Raw genomic sequence first — 18,410 nt, 5'->3', positions numbered from 1 at the left:
TTACGGCTTGAGCGCAATCACCGCCGCCCACTGCTCCGCTGTCACCGGCATCACCGAAAGCCGCGACCCCTTCTGCACCAAAGGCATCTCCGCCAGCGCCGCCTGCTGTTTCAGATAATCCAGCTTCAGCACCCTGGAAAACGTCTCCACATGAGCGACATCAATCGCGCTCCAGGCGTTTTTCTCAGGTGTTGCCTTGGGGTCGTAGTAATGGCTCTCAGGCTCAAGCGCCGTCGGGTCCGGGTACGCCGCTTCGACAATCTTGCCAATCCCGGCAATCCCCGGCTCCGGGCAGCTCGAATGATAAAAAAAGAACTCGTCCCCCACCGCCATGGCCCGCAAAAAGTTACGCGCCTGATAGTTGCGAACCCCGTCCCAGCGCGCTTTGCCAAGCTGCTCCAGGCCTTTGATCGAGAGTTCATCGGGCTCGGATTTCATCAGCCAATAGGCCATGGTTCTGGCTCCTTGCGAAGTGGGTGGAGAGGTTGTCGGGCAATTTTATGACAAACCGACAGTCGGTTGACGCCAGCATTTGCGTGCAGGTTCACGTTGTCGCAAAATGCCGGCCTTTCAAGCTTGACGCTGCTGCACGGCCTACAAATGGAAACCGCTGCTGTCATCGTGTTGATATGCCTTTGGGGGGCAATCGATGAAACGCAAACCGGATTTACTATGGATTTTGGTTATTTTGTTCGGCCTCGGCGTTGTGACCACTGGCTATGCCCAAAGCCTGTGGGTCAGCAATACCGATGCACCGGTCGAAATCTCGCCATTGCAGCAACAGTCGACAGCCTTCAAGCGCTGATCCTGGCTTTTCGACGCCGCTGACCCGGTGGCGTCTAGCCTGAGTAATACCAGGCCTTGTCGGTCACCGTTCCTTGCAACGGCACATCCCAGCTCGCCTGAGCCAGTCGCTCGACCTTCTGACATTCATGGGCCAGCCCCAACAACGTCGGCTTGCGCCAGCCATTGCGGCGCGCCAGGTAGGCCAGGCTTCGATCATAGAAGCCGCCGCCCATGCCCAGGCGTCCGCCGACATCGTCAAACCCCACCAATGGCAGCAGCACCAGATCCAGCGCCCAGACTTTGCGTTGCCGGGCGAGGTTGTGCCTGGGTTCGAGAATACGGAAGCGATTGAACTTGAGCTTTTCGCCGGGGCGAATCCGCTGGAACACCATTTTGGTTCGCGGCCAGGCACTGAGCACCGGTAGATAGGTGGCCTTGCCCCGGCGTTGAGCCGCACGCAGCAACAGGCGCGGATCGATTTCACCGTCGGTAGGCAGGTAAAGAGAGATGTGTCTGGCGCGGCGGAACAGCGGTTGCTGGGCCAATTGCTTGTACAGCCCGCGAGCGGCCTGGCGCTGCTGACTGGGTGTCAGTGCGCGGCGGGCCTTGCGCAGCATGCGTCGAAGTTGAGGTCGAGGGAGCAGCGCAGGTTCGGTCATGGATTGGGGCTTCGGCAATACGGTTACGTAAGCGTAACTGTAAAAACGCCGATGCCGGTATTAAAACCGGCATCGGACTGGAATCAGGCTCCCCGGATGTACCGCTGTCGACTTAGCCCTTGAACCCGAAAGTTCAAGGTGGAAGACGCAGTAGGCTTTAAGGCTTTCCGTCTAGCGGACATGCACACCAGCCCAACGTGCGACCTCCAGGGTATAGCAAATCGGCTCAGGGACATCGCCAACTGGCAAGCACCCCAGGGAGTGATGAGAGTATACCGCAAGCGATGACGCGAATCAGCCTTTGGTGACATCCGGATCAGTGGCAAGCACCAGATCGACACGATCGAGCAGGTCGCGCACCTGTTCGCGGGTCGAACCGCTGGCCTGGATGTCCGGCCGCTCTTCCTTGTGCAGCAGGTCGTGCGTGATATTCAGCGCGGCCATCACGGCGATGCGATCGGCGCCGATGACTTTGCCGCTGCTGCGGATTTCGCGCATCTTGCCGTCCAAGTAGCGAGCGGCGCTCACCAGGTTGCTGCGTTCTTCCTGGGGGCAGATGATCGAATATTCTTTGTCGAGGATCTGCACGGTGACGCTATTGCTTGAACTCATGAGTCTTGCTCCAGGGCCTTGAGGCGCGAAATCATCGACTCGACTTTACGCCGGGCGATTTCGTTTTTTTCAATGAGGTGCGCGCGTTCCTCGCGCCAGGTCTTTTCCTGAGCTAGTAAGAGTCCGTTTTGGCTCTTAAGTTGCTCGACTCGGGTAATCAGCAGTTCGAGTCTGGCCATCAGCGCTTGCAGGTCGGTGTCTTCCATTGTTTTCACTGTCTGATGGGTTGGACTGCAGGAGCGAGCATGCTCGCGATGGTCGTCAACGATAACGCTGGGTACCTGTCACCCCGCGGCGTTCTCAGGTTCATCGCGAGCATGCTCGCTCCTACAGGGGTAGTCGATGTAGGATACAAGGCCTTCATTCTAGACATAGCGCCGTCTGGCGCCTAGCTGCCCATGCCCATTCAGAATTCTCCGTACCAAGCCTTCGCCACCCTGCTGACCTCCAGCGGTCATAACGTCTCGCCTGCCGAACTGCACGGCCTGCTGCTCGGCCGCAGCTGCGCCGGCGCCGGCTTTGATGCCGAAGGCTGGCTGATCGACGCCGCCGAACTGCTCGAAAGCGAGCCGAAGGACAACGTTCGCAATGCCTTGATCGGCCTGCAAGAGATGGTCAAGGGCGAGCTCACCGGCGACGACGTAACCGTCGTTCTGTTGCTGCCAACCGACGATGCCCCACTCGCCGATCGTGCCGCGGCTCTGGGCCAATGGTGCCAGGGCTTCCTCAGTGGTTTCGGCTTGAACTGCCGCGACAGTAGCATGCTGAGCACCGAGGCCACCGAAGTGTTGCAGGATCTGGCGGCCATTTCCCAGGTGCAAGACGCCTTGGAGGAGTCCGACGACGGCGAAAGCGACTATATGGAAGTCATGGAGTACGTGCGCATCGCGCCGTTGCTGCTGTTCTCCGAAACCAAGAAAGACGTGGCGGCTGCCGCCAAGCCGTCGCTGCACTGATCAAAAAGCCAGGGAAAGCCATCTGCCCATGATTCATATCCCGAAATCGGAATACAGCCGTCGCCGCAAGGCCCTGATGGCGCAGATGGAACCCAACAGCATCGCCATTCTCCCCGCCGCCGCGGTGGCCATCCGCAACCGCGATGTCGAGCACGTCTACCGTCAGGACAGCGACTTCCAGTACCTCAGCGGTTTTCCCGAGCCTCAGGCCGTGTTGGTCCTGATGCCGGGGCGTCTGCATGGTGAATACATCCTGTTCTGCCGTGAACGCAACGCCGAGCGCGAGTTGTGGGATGGCCTGCGCGCCGGGCAAGAGGGCGCGATTCGCGACTTCGGTGCCGACGACGCCTTCCCGATCACCGATATCGACGACATCCTGCCCGGTCTGATCGAAGGCCGCGATCGGGTGTATTCGGCGATGGGCAGCAACCCGGAATTCGACCGGCACCTGATGGACTGGATCAACGTGATCCGCTCCAAGGCCAACCTTGGGGCCCAGCCGCCGAACGAATACGTTGCCCTGGATCATCTGCTGCACGACATGCGCCTGTATAAATCGGCGGCAGAAGTGAAGGTGATGCGCGAAGCCGCACGGATTTCCGCCCAGGCGCACGTGCGGGCGATGCAGGCCAGCCGTGTGGGGTTGCATGAATTCAGCCTGGAAGCCGAGCTCGATTACGAATTCCGCAAGGGCGGGGCGAAGATGCCGGCCTATGGCTCGATCGTCGCGTCGGGGCGCAACAGCTGCATCCTGCACTACCAGCAGAATGACGCGCTGCTCAAGGACGGCGATCTGGTGCTGATCGACGCCGGTTGTGAGATCGACTGCTATGCCAGCGACATCACCCGTACATGGCCGGTCAACGGCAAGTATTCGGCGGAACAGAAGGCCATCTACGAGTTGGTGCTGGCGGCCCAGGAAGCTGCATTTGCCGAGATTGCCCCGAACAAACACTGGAATCAGGCTCACGAAGCTACGGTCCGCGTGATTACCTCGGGCTTGGTCGAGTTGGGACTGTTGCAGGGCGACGTCGAAGAACTGATAGCCAGCGAAGCCTACAAGGCGTTTTACATGCATCGCGCCGGCCATTGGCTGGGAATGGATGTGCATGACGTCGGCGAGTACAAGGTCGGCGGCGAATGGCGCGTGCTCGAGGTGGGCATGGCGCTGACCGTGGAGCCGGGGATCTATATCGCTCCGGACAACCAGAGCGTGGCAAAGAAATGGCGCGGCATTGGCGTGCGCATCGAGGACGACGTCGTGGTCACTAAAACCGGCTGTGAAATCCTGACTAAAGGCGTACCGAAAACCGTCGCCGAGATCGAGGCCCTGATGGCGCAAGCACGGACACAAGCGGCATGAGTCGAGTCAATCTGGCGATTATCGGTGGCGGCCTGGTCGGTGCCAGTCTGGCGTTGGCGTTGCAGGCCGGTGCCCGTGCCCGTGGCTGGAAGATCGTACTGATCGAACCGTTTGCCCCCGGTGACACCTGGCAACCCAGTTACGACGCGCGTTCCACAGCGTTGTCTTTCGGTGCGCGGCAAATCTATCAGCGCTTGGGCATCTGGCAGGAAATCTCCCGCCGCGCTGAGCCGATCAAGCAGATTCACGTCTCTGACCGTGGGCGTTTTTCCACGGCGCGACTGTCAGCGATGGAAGAGGGCGTTCCGGCGCTGGGTTATGTGGTGGAAAACGCCTGGCTCGGCCATTGCCTGTGGCAAGGCCTGGACAAGGACGTGATCAACTGGCGTTGCCCGGCGGAAGTCACGCGCATGGAGCCGCTCACCGACGGCTATCGCCTGACCCTGAATGACGAAACCACGCTCGATTGCGATCTCGCGGTGCTCGCCGATGGCGGCCGTTCCGGCTTGCGCGAGCAACTGGGCATCGGCATTAAAAAACGCCCGTACAACCAGAGCGCGCTGATCGCCAACATCACCCCGAGCGAAGCCCATAACGGCATGGCTTTCGAACGCTTCACCGATGACGGCCCGATGGCGTTCCTGCCGTTGCCGGACAACCGTTGTGCGCTGGTCTGGACCCGTCTGGGCATGGATGCGCAACGTCTGGCGGCTCTTGATGACCGTGCGTTTCTTAGCGAATTGCAGGGCGTGTTCGGTTATCGCCTCGGCACATTGAAGCAAGTCGGTGTGCGGCACTTGTATCCGCTGGCGTTGGTGGAGGCCGAAGAGCAGGTGCGCTCGCACCTGGTGGTTCTCGGCAATGCTGCCCACAGCCTGCACCCGATTGCCGGCCAAGGGTTCAACCTGTCCCTGCGCGATGCCCAGGCGCTGGCCGATGCGCTGCTCGCCAGCGAACACCTGCCGGGGGATTTCGCCACCTTGCAGGATTATCGCGAGCACCAGCGACTGGACCAGAACCTCACCGTGGGTTTCTCCGACCAGGTCACGCGCCTGTTCGGCAGTACTCAGCCTCTGGTGTCATTGGGGCGCAATCTGGGCCTGCTCGGTCTTGACCTGCTGCCGCCGGCCAAGCGCTGGTTTGCCCGGCAAGCCATGGGCCTGGGTACTCGCCCTGATGTTTAAGTGGCTGACACGCAGGTTTGGCAAGGCCCGTTTGATGTGCCGGTTCATGAACTTCTATCCGCCGTACCTTGGCGCCGGGGTTCGGGTGCGGCACATCAGCGATGACTTTCGTGACATCCAGGTGTCCATGGGCCTGAGTTGGTACAACCGTAACTACGTCGGCACGCAGTTCGGCGGCAGCCTGTATTCGATGGTCGACCCGTTTTTCATGCTGATGTTGATGGAAAACCTGGGTCGCGATTACATCGTCTGGGACAAGGCCGCCGACATCGATTTCATCGCGCCGGGAAAAGGTCCGGTGTTCGCCCGTTTCAATATCGATGACACCTTGCTCGACGAGATCCGTCGGCAGACGGCGGATGGCAAAAAGTACCTGCCGCAATTGCAGGTCGATATTCATGACGGCGCCGGCAACCTGGTGGCACGTGTCGGAAAAACCCTTTACGTGCGGCTCAAGCCGCAAGCGAGACAGGCTTAAAGCATGGAAATGCGCGCAGATCTGCTGATTGTCGGGGCCGGAATGGTCGGCAGCGCCCTGGCGCTGGCGTTGCAGGACAGCGGGCTGGAAGTCCTGTTGCTGGACGGCAGCCCAATGAGCGTCAAACCCTTTGACGCTCAGGCGCCGTTCGAACCGCGGGTGAGTGCCTTGTCCACCGCCAGCCAACGAATTCTTGAACGGCTGGGCGTGTGGGATGGTATTGCCAGCCGGCGCAGCAGTCCCTACAGCGACATGCACGTCTGGGACGGCAGCGGCACCGGGCAAATCCACTTCTCGGCAACCACCGTGCACGCTGATGTGCTGGGCCACATCGTTGAAAATCGCGTGGTTCAGGATGCCTTGCTCGACCGTTTGCACGACTGCGATTTGGGAATGCTGGCCAACGCACGGCTGGAACAGATGCGCCGCTCCGGTGACGACTGGCTGCTGACCCTCGCCGATGGCCGCACCTTGCGCGCACCGCTGGTGATCGCGGCGGATGGCGCTAATTCGGCGGTGCGGCGTCTGACCGGGGTCGCCACGCGGGAGTGGGATTATATGCACCATGCCATCGTCACCAGCGTGCGCAGCTCCAAACCTCATCAAGCGACCGCCTGGCAGCGGTTTACCGACAATGGCCCCTTGGCGTTTCTGCCGCTGGAGCGCGACGGTCAGCAGGATTGGTGTTCGATCGTCTGGTCGACCACTCCGAGCGAAGCCGAACATTTGATGGCACTGGATGACGAGGGTTTCTGTCGTGCGCTGGAGCGGGCCTTCGAAGGTCGGCTTGGCACGGTGATCAGTGCGGACCCGCGTCTGTGCGTGCCGCTGCGTCAGCGCCATGCCAAGCGTTATGTGGCTGAGGGCCTGGCCCTGATCGGCGATGCAGCGCACACCATTCACCCGTTGGCCGGGCAGGGCGTGAACCTCGGTTTCCTCGATGCTGCTGTGCTGGCCGAAGTCCTGTTGCAGGCAAGCACCCGTGGCGAGCGCCTGGCGGATGTGAAGGTGCTGAGCCGTTACGAACGTCGGCGCATGCCGCATAACCTGGCGCTGATGGCGGCGATGGAAGGGTTTGAACGGCTGTTCCAGGCTGACCCGTTGCCGGTGCGCTGGTTGCGTAATGCCGGGTTGAACATGGTCGACCGGATGCCCGAGGCCAAGGCGCTGTTTGTGCGTGAGGCATTGGGGTTGATCGGGGATCTGCCGGCGCTGGCCAAGGCCTGACATCTTCGCTGCGGCTGATGGCCTCTTCGCGAGCAGGCTCGCTCCCACAATGGAATGCATTAAAACCGTGGGAGCGAGCCTGCTCGCGAAGGCGTCGGCACATTCACTATCAATTCCCGCCGTGCAACATCTGGTAACTCCTCCGAGAACTGTTCGATTGAGAAGGCAAATGTGAGTCCTTATCATTTGTCCTCACTTTTTCAATCGAGAGACCGCTCCCATGTTGGCACCGAAGCGTCTACTGACCGCACTGGCCCTGACTCTGATCGGCAGCACCGCCGCCCAGGCCGCTGACGAGGTGGTGGTCTACTCCTCGCGCATCGATGAACTGATCAAGCCAGTGTTCGATGCCTACACCGCGAAAACCGGCACCAAGGTGAAGTTCATCACCGACAAGGAAGCGCCGCTGATGCAGCGGATCAAGGCCGAGGGCGAGAACACTCCCGCCGACCTGCTGCTGACCGTCGATGCCGGTAACCTCTGGCAAGCCGAGCAGATGGGCCTCCTAGAGCCCTTCACCTCGAAAACCATCGATGCCAACATTCCGCTGCAATACCGTGCGGCCTCCCATGCCTGGACCGGCCTGAGCCTGCGGGCGCGGACCATCGCCTATTCCACCGACCGGGTGAAACCGGGCGAACTGACCACCTACGAAGCGCTGGCCGACAAGAACTGGGAAGGTCGTCTGTGCCTGCGCACGGCGAAGAAGGTTTACAACCAGTCCCTGACCGCTACCATGATCGAAGTACACGGCGCCGAGAAAACCGAGAAGATCCTCAAAGGCTGGGTCAACAACCTGTCCACTGAGGTGTTCTCCGACGACGTGGCGGTGCTCGAGGCCATCAATGCGGGCCAGTGCGACGTCGGCATCGTCAACACCTACTACTATGGCCGCCTGCACAAGCAGAAGCCGGATCTGCCGGTGAAACTGTTCTGGCCGAACCAGGCGGATCGCGGCGTGCACGTCAACCTGTCGGGCATCGGCCTGATCAAGCACGCGCCGCACCCGGAAGCGGCCAAGGCCCTGGTGGAGTGGATGACCACGCCGGAGGCGCAGAAGATCTTCGCCGACGTGAACCAGGAATTCCCGGCCAACCCGACCGTGCAGCCATCGGCCGAAGTCGCTGCATGGGGCAAGTTCATTGCCGACACCCTGCCGGTGGAAGTTGCCGGCAAGCGCCAGGCCGAAGCGATTCGCATGATGGATCGAGCTGGCTGGAACTGATACCACCGGTATACTGCGCGCCTTCGAGACACTGATCGTTCCCATGCTCTGCGTGGGAATGCATCCACAGACGCTCCGCGTCGAAGCGTGACGCAGAGCGTCACATGGTGTGTGCCCACGCAGAGCGTGGGCACAATCATTTAAACGAGAGCTTTTCCTTGGCCCACCCCGCCCAACGCCGCTGGTATCCCCTGGTCTTCGCCATCGCTGCGCTGGTCCTGCTACCCCTCAGCGTCCTGCTGCTGTCCTGGCAAGTCATCGACCAGCAGATCTGGTCCCACCTTTGGGACACGCAGATGCCGCGCTTGTTGGGTAACACCCTGACGCTGCTGCTCGGTGTCGGTATTGGCGTAACGGTCCTGGGGGTGAGCCTGGCCTGGCTCACCAGCCTCTGCGAATTCCCCGGTCGGCGTTGGCTGGACTGGGCACTGATGCTGCCCTTTGCGATTCCGGCCTATGTGCTGGCGTTCGTCTTTGTCGGGCTACTGGATTTTGCCGGCCCCGTGCAAACCCTGATGCGGGAGTGGTTCGGCAGTAGCCTGCGCTTGCCGCGCGTGCGCTCCACCGGCGGGGTGATTTTGGTACTGGTGCTGGTCTTCTATCCTTACGTTTATCTGCTGGCCCGCACCGCGTTCCTGGCTCAGGGCAAGGGCCTGATGGAAGCGGCGCGGGTGCTCGGTCAATCCCCATGGCAAGCGTTCTGGCGCGTGGCAATGCCCATGGCGCGCCCTGCAATCGGTGCTGGCGTAGCCTTGGCGCTGATGGAAACCCTGGCGGATTTCGGCGCCGTGTCGGTGTTCAACTTCGACACCTTCACCACCGCCATCTACAAGACCTGGTATGGGTTTTTCAGCCTCTCCACCGCCGCGCAACTGGCCAGCCTGTTGCTGCTGGTGGTGATGCTCGTGCTGTACGGCGAGCGTCGTGCCCGCGGCGCCAACCGGGCGAGCAACGAACGGCCACGGGTCAAGGCGTTGTATCACCTGCGCGGCCTCAAGGCGCTGTTGGCGACGGGGTGGTGCGCTCTGGTGTTCGCCTGCGCCTTTGTCATTCCGATGCTGCAGCTGGTGGTGTGGTTCTGGCAGCGCGGGCGCCTGGATCTGGATGAACGTTACACCGGCCTGATCATCCACACGTTGTACCTGGGGACGATGGCGGCGTTGATCACCGTCAGTGTCGCCCTGGTATTGGCGTTTGCCCGGCGGCTGGCGCCGACCCAGGGGATCCGCGCCGGGGTCAGCCTGGCCAATCTTGGCTACGCTTTGCCGGGTTCGGTATTAGCGGTGTCGATCATGCTGGCGTTCAGTTACCTGGATCGCGAGCTGGTGATCCCGCTCTCCAGCTGGCTCGGTGGGGCTGGCAAGCCGTTGCTGCTGGGTAGCCTGTTGGCGTTGCTGCTGGCCTATCTGGTGCGCTTCATCGCCGTGGCGTACGGTCCGCTGGAAAGCAGTCTGGCGCGAATACGGCCATCTTTGCCTGAAGCGGCACGTAGCCTGGGCGTCAGTGGGCCGCGACTGTTTTTCAAAGTGTATCTGCCATTACTGCTCCCCGGTTCGTTGAGCGCGGCGTTGCTGGTGTTCGTCGATGTGCTCAAGGAAATGCCTGCGACCCTTCTGATGCGCCCGTTTGGCTGGGACACGCTGGCGGTGCGGATCTTCGAAATGACCAGTGAAGGCGAGTGGGCGAGGGCATCTTTGCCGGCCTTGACCTTGGTTTTAGTCGGGCTGCTACCGGTCATCGGATTGATACGACGTTCGGCGCATCGAAACAGCTAGGTGTCAGTCCTACACCTTGCGGCTACAATGCGCGGCATTCGGTGCGGTCCGTCTGACAGACAAGGTAGTGAAAACGGCTGGAAGCCTTTAATTTCAAGGTTCTCGCACGCAGTATCACTCGCCCGCACCTTCGCCACGCCCGGAAGGAGAAACCCATGGGACAGCGTACGCCTCTGTATGACCTTCATCTCGCCCTCGGCGCGAAGATGGTCGATTTTGGCGGTTGGGATATGCCTCTGCATTATGGATCCCAGGTCGAGGAGCACCATCAGGTGCGCCGCGATTGCGGTGTTTTTGATGTATCCCACATGACCGTGATCGACGTCGACGGCCCCCAGGCCAAGGCATGGCTCCAGCATTTGCTGGCCAACGACGTCGAACGCCTGCACAAACCCGGTACCGCGTTGTACAGCACCATGCTCAATGAGCGCGGCGGTATCGTCGATGACATGATCGTCTATCGCCTCGAAAGCGCTTACCGCCTGGTGGTCAACGCCTCTACCCGCGATCAGGACCTGGCGTGGATGCAGGCGCATCTCGACGGTTTCGACGTGCAGCTCAACGAGCGTTCCGAACTGGCAATGCTGGCCATTCAGGGCCCCCATGCCCGGCACAAGATTGCCGAACTGGTGAGCCAGGCGCGCGGCACATTGATCCAGAAGCTCAAGCCATTCGAAGGCCGGCTCGACGGTGACTGGTTCATCGCACGCACCGGCTACACCGGTGAAGACGGTCTGGAAATCATTCTACCCGCCGACCAGGCGCCGGGGTTCTTCAACGATCTGGTGGGGGCGGGCATTTCCCCCATTGGCCTGGGCGCGCGTGACACCCTGCGGGTCGAGGCGGGCATGAACCTGTACGGTCAGGACATACACCAGGACGTTTCCCCGCTGGCCTCCAATATGGCCTGGAGCATTGCCTGGGAACCGGCCGCTCGCCAGTTCATCGGCCGCACGGCTCTGGAAGCCGAGCGCAGCGGCGGCGTACAACACAAACTGGTCGGTCTGGTCCTTGAGGAACGCGGGGTTTTGCGCGCTCATCAAGTGGTCCGCATCGCCAATGTTGGCGAAGGGGAGATCACCAGTGGTAGTTTCTCTCCTACGCTAAGCAAGTCGATTGCACTGGCGCGCGTGCCGATGGCCACTGCCGACCGCGCAGAAGTGGAAATCCGTGGCAAGTGGTACCCGGTCCGAGTGGTCAAGCCGACCTTCGTACGCCATGGCAAAACCTTGATCTAACCTTTTCCGGCGGGCGTGGACCGCCGATAATTTTCCTGAGGACACAGAACATGAGCGATATCCCTGCCGACCTGCGTTTTGCCGAGAGTCACGAATGGGCTCGCCTGGAAGCCGATGGCACCGTCACCGTGGGCATCAGCGATCACGCGCAGGAAGCGCTGGGTGATGTGGTGTTCGTTGAGCTGACCGAAGTCGGAAAAATCTTCGCTGCTGGAGATCAATCCGGTGTGGTGGAATCGGTCAAGGCCGCTTCCGACATCTACGCCCCGATTAGCGGCGAAGTGATTGCGATCAACGAAGATCTGAGTGCTTCTCCAGAGCTGCTCAACTCCGACCCGTACGGCGCGTGGATCTTCAAAATCAAGCCAAGCAACACGGCTGACCTGGAAAAACTGCTCGATGCAGCGGCTTACAAGGCCGCCATCGGCGAGTAAGCCTTCAGCGTTACCCCAAAGCCCCGACCTGTCGGGGCTTTTTTGTGTCTGGCAGATCAAGATCAAAAGATCGCAGCCTTCGGCAGCTCCTACATTGAAATGCGATCCCCTGTAGGAGCTGCCGCAGGCTGCGATCTTTTGATCTTCAGCGGGCTGCTATGCTGGTTTGACCGTGTTGCATCGACGCTGAGCGCCAGTCAAGAGAGAGCCCGTCATGTCCCAGTTGCCGTCCTTGAGCCAGTTACGCGACCCCAATGCCTTTCTTCGCCGTCACCTCGGGCCTGATGCTGCCGAGCAACAGGCGATGCTCGACAGCCTCGGCCTCGGCAGCCGGGTCGAGCTGATCGAGCAGACGGTACCGCCGGGAATCCGCCTGAACCGGCCACTCGACCTGCCGCCGGCCCTCGACGAAGAAGCCGCGCTGGCCAAGCTGCGCGGTTACGCCGAGCAAAACCAGGTCTGGACCAGCCTGATCGGCATGGGCTATCACGGCACGCTGACGCCGGCCGTCATACTGCGCAACGTCCTGGAAAATCCCGGCTGGTACACCGCGTACACTCCCTATCAACCGGAAATCGCCCAGGGCCGGCTTGAAGCGCTGTTGAATTTCCAACAATTGACCATCGACCTCACGGGCCTTGAACTGGCCAACGCCTCGCTGCTGGATGAAGCCACCGCGGCGGCCGAAGCCATGGCCCTGGCCAAGCGGGTCGCCAAGTCGAAAAGCAATCTGTTCTTTGTCGACGAAAACTGCCATCCGCAGACCATTTCCGTGGTGCAAACCCGCGCCGAAGGTTTCGGTTTCGAACTGATCGTCGACGCTGTGGATAACTTGAAACAGCACCAGGTGTTCGGTGCGCTGCTGCAATATCCCGACACCCACGGCGAGATCCGTGACCTGCGTCCGTTGATCGATCATCTGCATGCCCAGCAGGCGCTGGCGTGTGTCGCCACCGATCTGCTGAGCCTGCTGTTGCTCACCCCGCCGGGAGAGCTGGGCGCCGACGTGGTGTTCGGCTCATCCCAGCGTTTCGGCGTACCCATGGGCTACGGCGGCCCTCACGCGGCGTTTTTTGCCAGCCGTGACGAGTACAAACGGGCGATTCCGGGACGCATCATCGGCGTTTCGAAAGACGCCCGCAGCAACGTTGCCCTGCGCATGGCGCTGCAAACCCGCGAGCAGCATATCCGTCGTGAAAAGGCCAACTCGAACATCTGCACCGCGCAAGTACTGCTGGCCAATATCGCCAGTTTCTACGCGGTTTATCACGGCCCGGAAGGACTGAAACGGATTGCCCAGCGCGTCCATCGGCTGACCTGCATCCTTGCCGCTGGTCTTGAGCGCAAGGGCATTACCCGTCTCAACCAACACTTCTTCGACACCCTGACCCTGGAAGTCGGTGGCACCCAGACCGCGATCATCGAAAGCGCCCAGGCCGCGCAGATCAACTTGCGCATTCTAGGGCGTGGGCAACTGGCTCTGAGCCTCGACGAAACCTCTGACGAAACCACAGTGGCGAAACTGTTCGACCTGTTCCTGGGGGCTGATCATGGGCTCAACGTCGACGAACTGGACGCTGAAACCCTGGCTGGCGGCATTCCCGACACGCTGGCACGAACCTCGCCCTATCTTCGCCACCCGGTGTTCAACGCCCACCACAGCGAAACCGAGATGCTGCGTTACCTCAAGCAGCTGGAAAACAAGGATCTGGCGCTCAATCAATCGATGATCCCACTGGGCTCGTGCACCATGAAGCTCAACGCCACCAGCGAGATGATCCCGATCACCTGGCCGCAATTCGCCAACCTGCATCCGTTTGCGCCCAGAGAACAGGCCCTCGGTTATACATTGATGATCGAAGAGTTGGAGCGCTGGCTTTGCGCGATCACCGGTTTCGATGCGATCTGCATGCAGCCCAACTCCGGGGCCCAAGGCGAATACGCCGGGCTGCTGGCGATCCGCAAATACCACGAGAGCCGCCAACAGGGCGGGCGGGATATCTGCCTGATTCCGTCGTCGGCTCACGGCACCAACCCCGCCTCGGCGCAAATGGCCGGGATGCGCGTGGTGATTGTCGAGTGTGACGAGGCAGGCAACGTCGATCTGGACGACCTGAAAGAAAAGGCCGCCCAGGCCGGGGATCAACTGGCCTGTCTAATGGCGACTTATCCGTCGACCCATGGCGTGTACGAGGAAGGCATCAGTGAGATCTGTGAAGTTATCCACAGCCACGGCGGCCAGGTGTACATGGACGGCGCCAACCTCAATGCCCAGGTCGGGTTGGCGCGCCCGGCGGACATTGGCGCCGACGTGTCACACATGAACCTGCACAAAACCTTCTGCATTCCCCATGGCGGCGGTGGGCCGGGTATGGGGCCGATTGGCGTGCGCGCCCACCTGGCGCCGTTTGTAGCCAACCATCCGGTAGTGCCTATCGATGGACCGCAGCCACAGAATGGCGCGGTCAGTGCGGCGCCCTGGGGCAGTGCAAGCATTCTGCCGATCAGCTGGATGTACATCGCCATGATGGGGCCGCAACTGGCCGACGCCAGCGAAGTGGCGATCCTGGCGGCCAATTATCTGGCGCGGCACTTGTCCGGCGCGTTCCCCGTGCTCTACACCGGGCGCAACGAGCGGGTGGCCCACGAATGCATTCTCGATCTGCGACCCTTGAAGGCGCTTACCGGCATCAGCGAGGAGGACGTTGCCAAACGTCTGATGGACTATGGCTTCCATGCGCCGACCATGTCGTTTCCGGTGCCGGGGACGTTGATGGTCGAACCCACCGAAAGTGAATCGAAGGCGGAGCTGGACCGCTTTATCGGCGCGATGCTGAGCATCCGCGCGGAAATTACCGAGGTGCAAAACGGCAACTGGCCGGCCGAGGACAACCCGTTGAAGCGTGCGCCGCATACGCTGGCCGATGTTACGGGGATCTGGGAGCGTCCCTACAGCATCGAGCAGGCGATTACGCCCGATGCGCACACCAAGGCGCACAAGTATTGGCCGGCGGTGAACCGGGTGGACAATGTCTACGGTGACCGGAATCTGTTTTGTGCGTGTGTGCCCCTGGATGAATACCGTTAGGCAAGATCAAAAGATCGCAGCCTGCGGCAGCTCCTACATTGAAACGCGATCCCCTGTAGGAGCTGCCGCAGGCTGCGATCTTTGCTTTTAAACGTCCATAAAAAATGCCGCTCATGTGAGCGGCATTTCTTGTTCGGCAACCTGGCTTATTCCGAAGCCACGGCGTTCTTCGCCAGGATCGCATTCGCCAGTTCCATATCCGTGGCCTGCAGCCCCGGATTGTCGGCGCGGACTTTCTGCATCGCCGCTTCCAGGTACGGGCCGCGAATGCCGCCGTCACTGGCGACAAAGCTGCCGGCATCGTCCTGGGCAGCGACGATCATCTTGTTATCCTTGAACGTCAGGTAGGTCGAACCGGTGGTTGCACCGGAGGTAAGGACGTTACGCCAAAAGCTATCAGCCATCGCCGAGCCGACAGGCAGGGACAACAAGGCGATGGTAGCGACAGCAACTTTGAAACGCATGATGGGTGACTCCACTGATTAACTGCGATGTTGGATTGTCGGCCCCCAATCGAGTTCCATAACGGCCCACCTACTTCTGCTCGCTCTGCGGCGTTACCCGCAGCACCTCCTCAATCGTCGTCAAACCCGCCGCCACTTTCTGCGCACCCGACAGTCGCAGGCTGCGCATGCCTTCCTTGAACGCCTGTCGCCGCACGGCCATCAAGTCAGTGTCGGGATTGATCAGCGCCTTCAAGCCGTCGCTCAGTTGCATGATTTCGTACACCCCGGCACGACCGTGGTAGCCGGTATCGCGGCATTCCAGGCAGCCAATGGCGCGCTGGGCGTTGCCAGGCAGCGGTGCCTGCCAGGGCCGGGTCAGGGTTTGCCAGTCTTCCTCGCCCAGGGTTTGCGGGGCCTTGCAGTGTGGGCACAGGGTGCGCACCAGGCGTTGGGCCATTACGCCGAGCACGGTGGCCTTGATCAGGTAATGCGGCACGCCGAGTTCCAGCAGGCGGCTGATAGCGCTGGGCGCATCGTTGGTGTGCAGCGTCGACAACACCAGGTGCCCGGTGAGGGCGGCCTGGATTGCCATCTCGGCGGTTTCCAGATCCCGGATCTCGCCGATCATGATGATGTCCGGATCTTGCCGCATCAGCGCCCGGACACCGGCGGCGAAGGTCAGGTCGATGTTGTGCTGGACCTGCATCTGGTTGAACGCCGGCTCGACCATTTCGATCGGGTCCTCGATGGTGCAGAGGTTGACCTGCGGCGTCGCCAGCTTTTTCAAGGTGGTGTAGAGCGTGGTGGTCTTGCCCGACCCGGTCGGCCCGGTGACCAGGATGATGCCATTGGGCTGACGGGTCATGTCCTGCCAGCGCCGCAGGTCGTCGGCGGAAAAACCCAGCTGATCGAAATCCTTGAGCAGCACCTCCGGGTCAAAGATCCGCATGACCATTTTTTCGCCGAAGGCCGTGGGCAAGGTCGAGAGCCGCAACTCGACTTCACCGCCCTCCGGGGTCTTGGTTTTCACCCGGCCGTCCTGGGGTTTGCGTTTCTCTGCGACGTTCATTCGCCCGAGGCTTTTCAGGCGACTGACGATGGCCATGGTCACCTGTGGCGGGAATTGGTAGACGTTGTGCAGCACGCCGTCGATGCGAAAGCGCACCGTGCCCTGTTCGCGCCGGGGCTCGATGTGGATATCGCTGGCGCGCTGCTGGAAGGCGTACTGGAACAGCCAGTCGACGATATTGACGATGTGCGCATCGTTGGCGTCGGGCTCCTGATCACTGGCGCCGAGGTTGAGCAACTGTTCGAAGTTGCCCAGGGTGCTGACCTGTTGATCGGCGTTGTTCGCGCCACTGACCGATTTGGCCAGGCGAAAGAACTCCACGCTGAAACGCTGGATGTCCACCGGGTTGGCCACCACGCGTTTGATCGGCAGCTTCAGCACGTGGGTCAGGTCTGCTTCCCAACCGTTCACGTAAGGCTGGGCGCTGGCGACTGTCACTGCATCGCGATCGACCGACACCGCGAGGATTTTGTGGCGCTGGGCGAAGGCGTAGGACATCAGCGGAGTCACGGCCGCGACGTTGATTTTCAGCGGATCGATACGCAGGTAAGGCTGGCCGGCCTGCTGGGACAGCCACAGGGTCAGGCTTTCAAGGTCGAGGTGCTTGCCGGGACGGCTGAGGTCGTCCAGCTGTTGGCTGGCGATGAATTCCAGCGGGTGCATCTGGCCATTGGCGGCGTGACGGCGTCGGGCGTTGAGCGCCTGTTCGGCCGAGTCCTGGCTGACAAAGCCTTGGGCGACCAGTTCTCGCAGCACATCATTGAGATCCAGCCAGCGGTCCTGAAAGGCGATTTGAACGGACATGCGGGCTCCTTTTGAACAACAGTGCGCAAAGGATAGTCGTGACCCTGCAGGCCGTTGGGCCACTACCCGACGAAGCCGTATCGGGGTTTTTCAGCCCGCCGCCAGAGCCGCTTCGACCCAAGCAGAATCAGCCGTTTGCAGATCGACCGAGCACATGCTGATCAGGTTTCGAAGTTTTTCCGCGATCACTTGGGCGCGATGCCAGCTCAATCCGTCGATGACAATATCGATCGCCAGCAAGTCTTCCCGGCGCTGCACCTGCACCTGTTGCGGGGTCAGAAACTGCAAGGCGAACAGGTTGAGCGCGCGGCACAGCAGGTCCGGTTCGGCTTCGGCGAGTAATTGGTAGTGCACGCGACAATGGACGTTGCCGGCATTCCAGACATCGGCGCGGGAGGGCGAGGTGTTTACGGCTTCCAGGTGGGGCATGGTCGGTCTCCAAACTGATTGGAGAAATTTTTACATTCGTCGGCGGGCATTTCTTATCTATGATTGGGCGTATTGCGGGTTTGCCGAATCGTTTAATTCACAGAATTAGCAGTTGAAGGTTTTTTTATGCAGAGCGAGCTGGACAGCTACGACCGCAAGATCCTCGCGTTGCTGCAAGAGGACGCTTCCCTTTCCAGTGCACAGATTGCCGAGCAGGTAGGGCTGTCACAGTCACCCTGCTGGCGGCGGATTCAGCGGATGAAAGAGGAGGGGATCATTCGCGGTCAGGTGACCTTGCTCGACCGCAAGAAAATCGGCCTGAACACGCAGATTTTTGCGCAAGTAAAGCTCAACGCCCATGGCCGTTCGAACTTCACCGAATTCACCGAAGCCATTCGAGGTTTTCCCGAAGTGCTGGAGTGTTTCGTGCTGATGGGGGCGGTGGATTTCATGCTGCGGATCGTCGCGGCAGACATCGAGGCGTATGAGCGGTTTTTCTTTGAGAAGCTGTCGCTGGTGCCGGGGATTCAGGAGGTCAATTCGATTGTGGCGTTGTCGGAGATCAAGTCGACGACGAGTTTGCCGGTCTGAATTGTTGCGGTGAATTTTCCGGCCTCTTCGCGAGCAGGCTCGCTCC

The 18,410-nt window shown here is 60.8% G+C and carries 19 protein-coding genes and 1 other RNA gene; 12 read left to right on the top strand and 8 right to left on the bottom strand.

Annotation, left to right across the window (positions count from 1 at the left end; genetic code table 11):
• Nucleotides 1-453, bottom strand: a complete 453-nt coding sequence (locus ACA054_RS30920) for an EVE domain-containing protein (protein ID WP_497687504.1) — start codon at nt 451-453, stop codon at nt 1-3.
• Nucleotides 454-649: 196 nt separating this feature from the next.
• On the opposite strand from ACA054_RS30920, the gene ACA054_RS30915 reads away from it, so the two are divergent.
• The gene (locus ACA054_RS30915) at nt 650-805 is read left to right on the top strand and encodes a hypothetical protein (RefSeq protein WP_497687503.1); all 156 of its coding nucleotides are present in this window, start codon (nt 650-652) and stop codon (nt 803-805) included.
• Nucleotides 806-839: 34 nt separating this feature from the next.
• Here the strand turns inward: ACA054_RS30915 and ACA054_RS30910 are convergent, their stop codons facing one another.
• From ACA054_RS30910 to ACA054_RS30895, 4 genes are all read right to left on the bottom strand, one after another.
• On the bottom strand, nt 840-1,445 hold the full coding sequence (locus ACA054_RS30910; protein ID WP_497687502.1) for a 5-formyltetrahydrofolate cyclo-ligase: 606 nt from the start codon (nt 1,443-1,445) through the stop codon (nt 840-842).
• Between the two features lie 85 nt (nt 1,446-1,530).
• A non-coding RNA gene (gene ssrS / locus ACA054_RS30905) (6S RNA) lies at nt 1,531-1,709 on the bottom strand.
• Nucleotides 1,710-1,739: 30 nt separating this feature from the next.
• Nucleotides 1,740-2,057: a cell division protein ZapA gene (locus ACA054_RS30900; protein ID WP_008055229.1), complete on the bottom strand. Its 318-nt coding sequence runs from the start codon at nt 2,055-2,057 to the stop codon at nt 1,740-1,742.
• Nucleotides 2,054-2,263 carry a TIGR02449 family protein gene (locus ACA054_RS30895; RefSeq protein ID WP_007982902.1) on the bottom strand — a complete coding sequence of 70 codons (210 nt, stop codon included), beginning with the start codon at nt 2,261-2,263 and terminating at the stop codon, nt 2,054-2,056. Before ACA054_RS30895 ends, ACA054_RS30900 begins: the two co-directional genes overlap by 4 nt.
• Before the next feature lie 192 nt (nt 2,264-2,455).
• On the opposite strand from ACA054_RS30895, the gene ACA054_RS30890 reads away from it, so the two are divergent.
• The 10 genes from ACA054_RS30890 (at nt 2,456) to gcvP (ending at nt 15,025) form a co-directional block, all read left to right on the top strand.
• Entirely contained in the window at nt 2,456-3,013 is a 558-nt protein-coding gene (locus ACA054_RS30890; RefSeq protein WP_497687501.1) for a YecA/YgfB family protein, read from the top strand.
• 28 nt (nt 3,014-3,041) lie between these two features.
• Complete coding sequence (gene pepP, locus ACA054_RS30885) at nt 3,042-4,376, top strand: Xaa-Pro aminopeptidase (protein ID WP_497687500.1); 1,335 nt, start codon at nt 3,042-3,044, stop codon at nt 4,374-4,376.
• Nucleotides 4,373-5,560, top strand: coding sequence for a 2-octaprenyl-6-methoxyphenyl hydroxylase (ubiH, locus tag ACA054_RS30880; protein WP_497687499.1), 1,188 nt, complete (start codon nt 4,373-4,375; stop codon nt 5,558-5,560). Before pepP ends, ubiH begins: the two co-directional genes overlap by 4 nt.
• Complete coding sequence (locus tag ACA054_RS30875) at nt 5,553-6,038, top strand: DUF4442 domain-containing protein (RefSeq protein ID WP_497687498.1); 486 nt, start codon at nt 5,553-5,555, stop codon at nt 6,036-6,038. The genes ubiH and ACA054_RS30875 overlap by 8 nt, the downstream gene beginning before the upstream one ends.
• Before the next feature lie 9 nt (nt 6,039-6,047).
• On the top strand, nt 6,048-7,265 hold the full coding sequence (locus ACA054_RS30870; RefSeq protein ID WP_497690397.1) for a 2-octaprenyl-3-methyl-6-methoxy-1,4-benzoquinol hydroxylase: 1,218 nt from the start codon (nt 6,048-6,050) through the stop codon (nt 7,263-7,265).
• A 220-nt stretch (nt 7,266-7,485) separates the two neighbouring features.
• On the top strand, nt 7,486-8,490 hold the full coding sequence (locus ACA054_RS30865; protein WP_497687497.1) for an extracellular solute-binding protein: 1,005 nt from the start codon (nt 7,486-7,488) through the stop codon (nt 8,488-8,490).
• Nucleotides 8,491-8,648: 158 nt separating this feature from the next.
• Nucleotides 8,649-10,265: an ABC transporter permease gene (locus tag ACA054_RS30860; RefSeq protein WP_497687496.1), complete on the top strand. Its 1,617-nt coding sequence runs from the start codon at nt 8,649-8,651 to the stop codon at nt 10,263-10,265.
• Nucleotides 10,266-10,420: 155 nt separating this feature from the next.
• Entirely contained in the window at nt 10,421-11,503 is a 1,083-nt protein-coding gene (gene gcvT, locus ACA054_RS30855) for a glycine cleavage system aminomethyltransferase GcvT (RefSeq protein WP_497687495.1), read from the top strand.
• Between the two features lie 50 nt (nt 11,504-11,553).
• Nucleotides 11,554-11,937, top strand: coding sequence for a glycine cleavage system protein GcvH (gcvH, locus tag ACA054_RS30850; RefSeq protein ID WP_497687494.1), 384 nt, complete (start codon nt 11,554-11,556; stop codon nt 11,935-11,937).
• A 214-nt stretch (nt 11,938-12,151) separates the two neighbouring features.
• Entirely contained in the window at nt 12,152-15,025 is a 2,874-nt protein-coding gene (gene gcvP / locus ACA054_RS30845) for an aminomethyl-transferring glycine dehydrogenase (protein WP_497687493.1), read from the top strand.
• Between the two features lie 146 nt (nt 15,026-15,171).
• Here gcvP and ACA054_RS30840 read toward each other — a convergent pair whose 3' ends face one another.
• From ACA054_RS30840 to ACA054_RS30830, 3 genes are all read right to left on the bottom strand, one after another.
• Nucleotides 15,172-15,489, bottom strand: coding sequence for a DUF2388 domain-containing protein (locus tag ACA054_RS30840; RefSeq protein WP_497687492.1), 318 nt, complete (start codon nt 15,487-15,489; stop codon nt 15,172-15,174).
• A gap of 70 nt (nt 15,490-15,559) precedes the next feature.
• On the bottom strand, nt 15,560-17,344 hold the full coding sequence (gene tfpB / locus ACA054_RS30835; protein WP_497687491.1) for a type IV pilus assembly ATPase TfpB: 1,785 nt from the start codon (nt 17,342-17,344) through the stop codon (nt 15,560-15,562).
• A gap of 90 nt (nt 17,345-17,434) precedes the next feature.
• Nucleotides 17,435-17,773: an ACT-like domain-containing protein gene (locus ACA054_RS30830; protein WP_497687490.1), complete on the bottom strand. Its 339-nt coding sequence runs from the start codon at nt 17,771-17,773 to the stop codon at nt 17,435-17,437.
• A 126-nt stretch (nt 17,774-17,899) separates the two neighbouring features.
• On the opposite strand from ACA054_RS30830, the gene ACA054_RS30825 reads away from it, so the two are divergent.
• Nucleotides 17,900-18,364 (top strand): Lrp/AsnC family transcriptional regulator, encoded by a 465-nt coding sequence (locus ACA054_RS30825; RefSeq protein ID WP_497687489.1) that lies wholly within the window; start codon nt 17,900-17,902, stop codon nt 18,362-18,364.
• Nucleotides 18,365-18,410 lie beyond the last annotated feature (46 nt).

This window comes from Pseudomonas sp. LBUM1653 (assembly GCF_059716115.1).
This window is presented reverse-complemented; position numbering and strand designations above follow the sequence as displayed.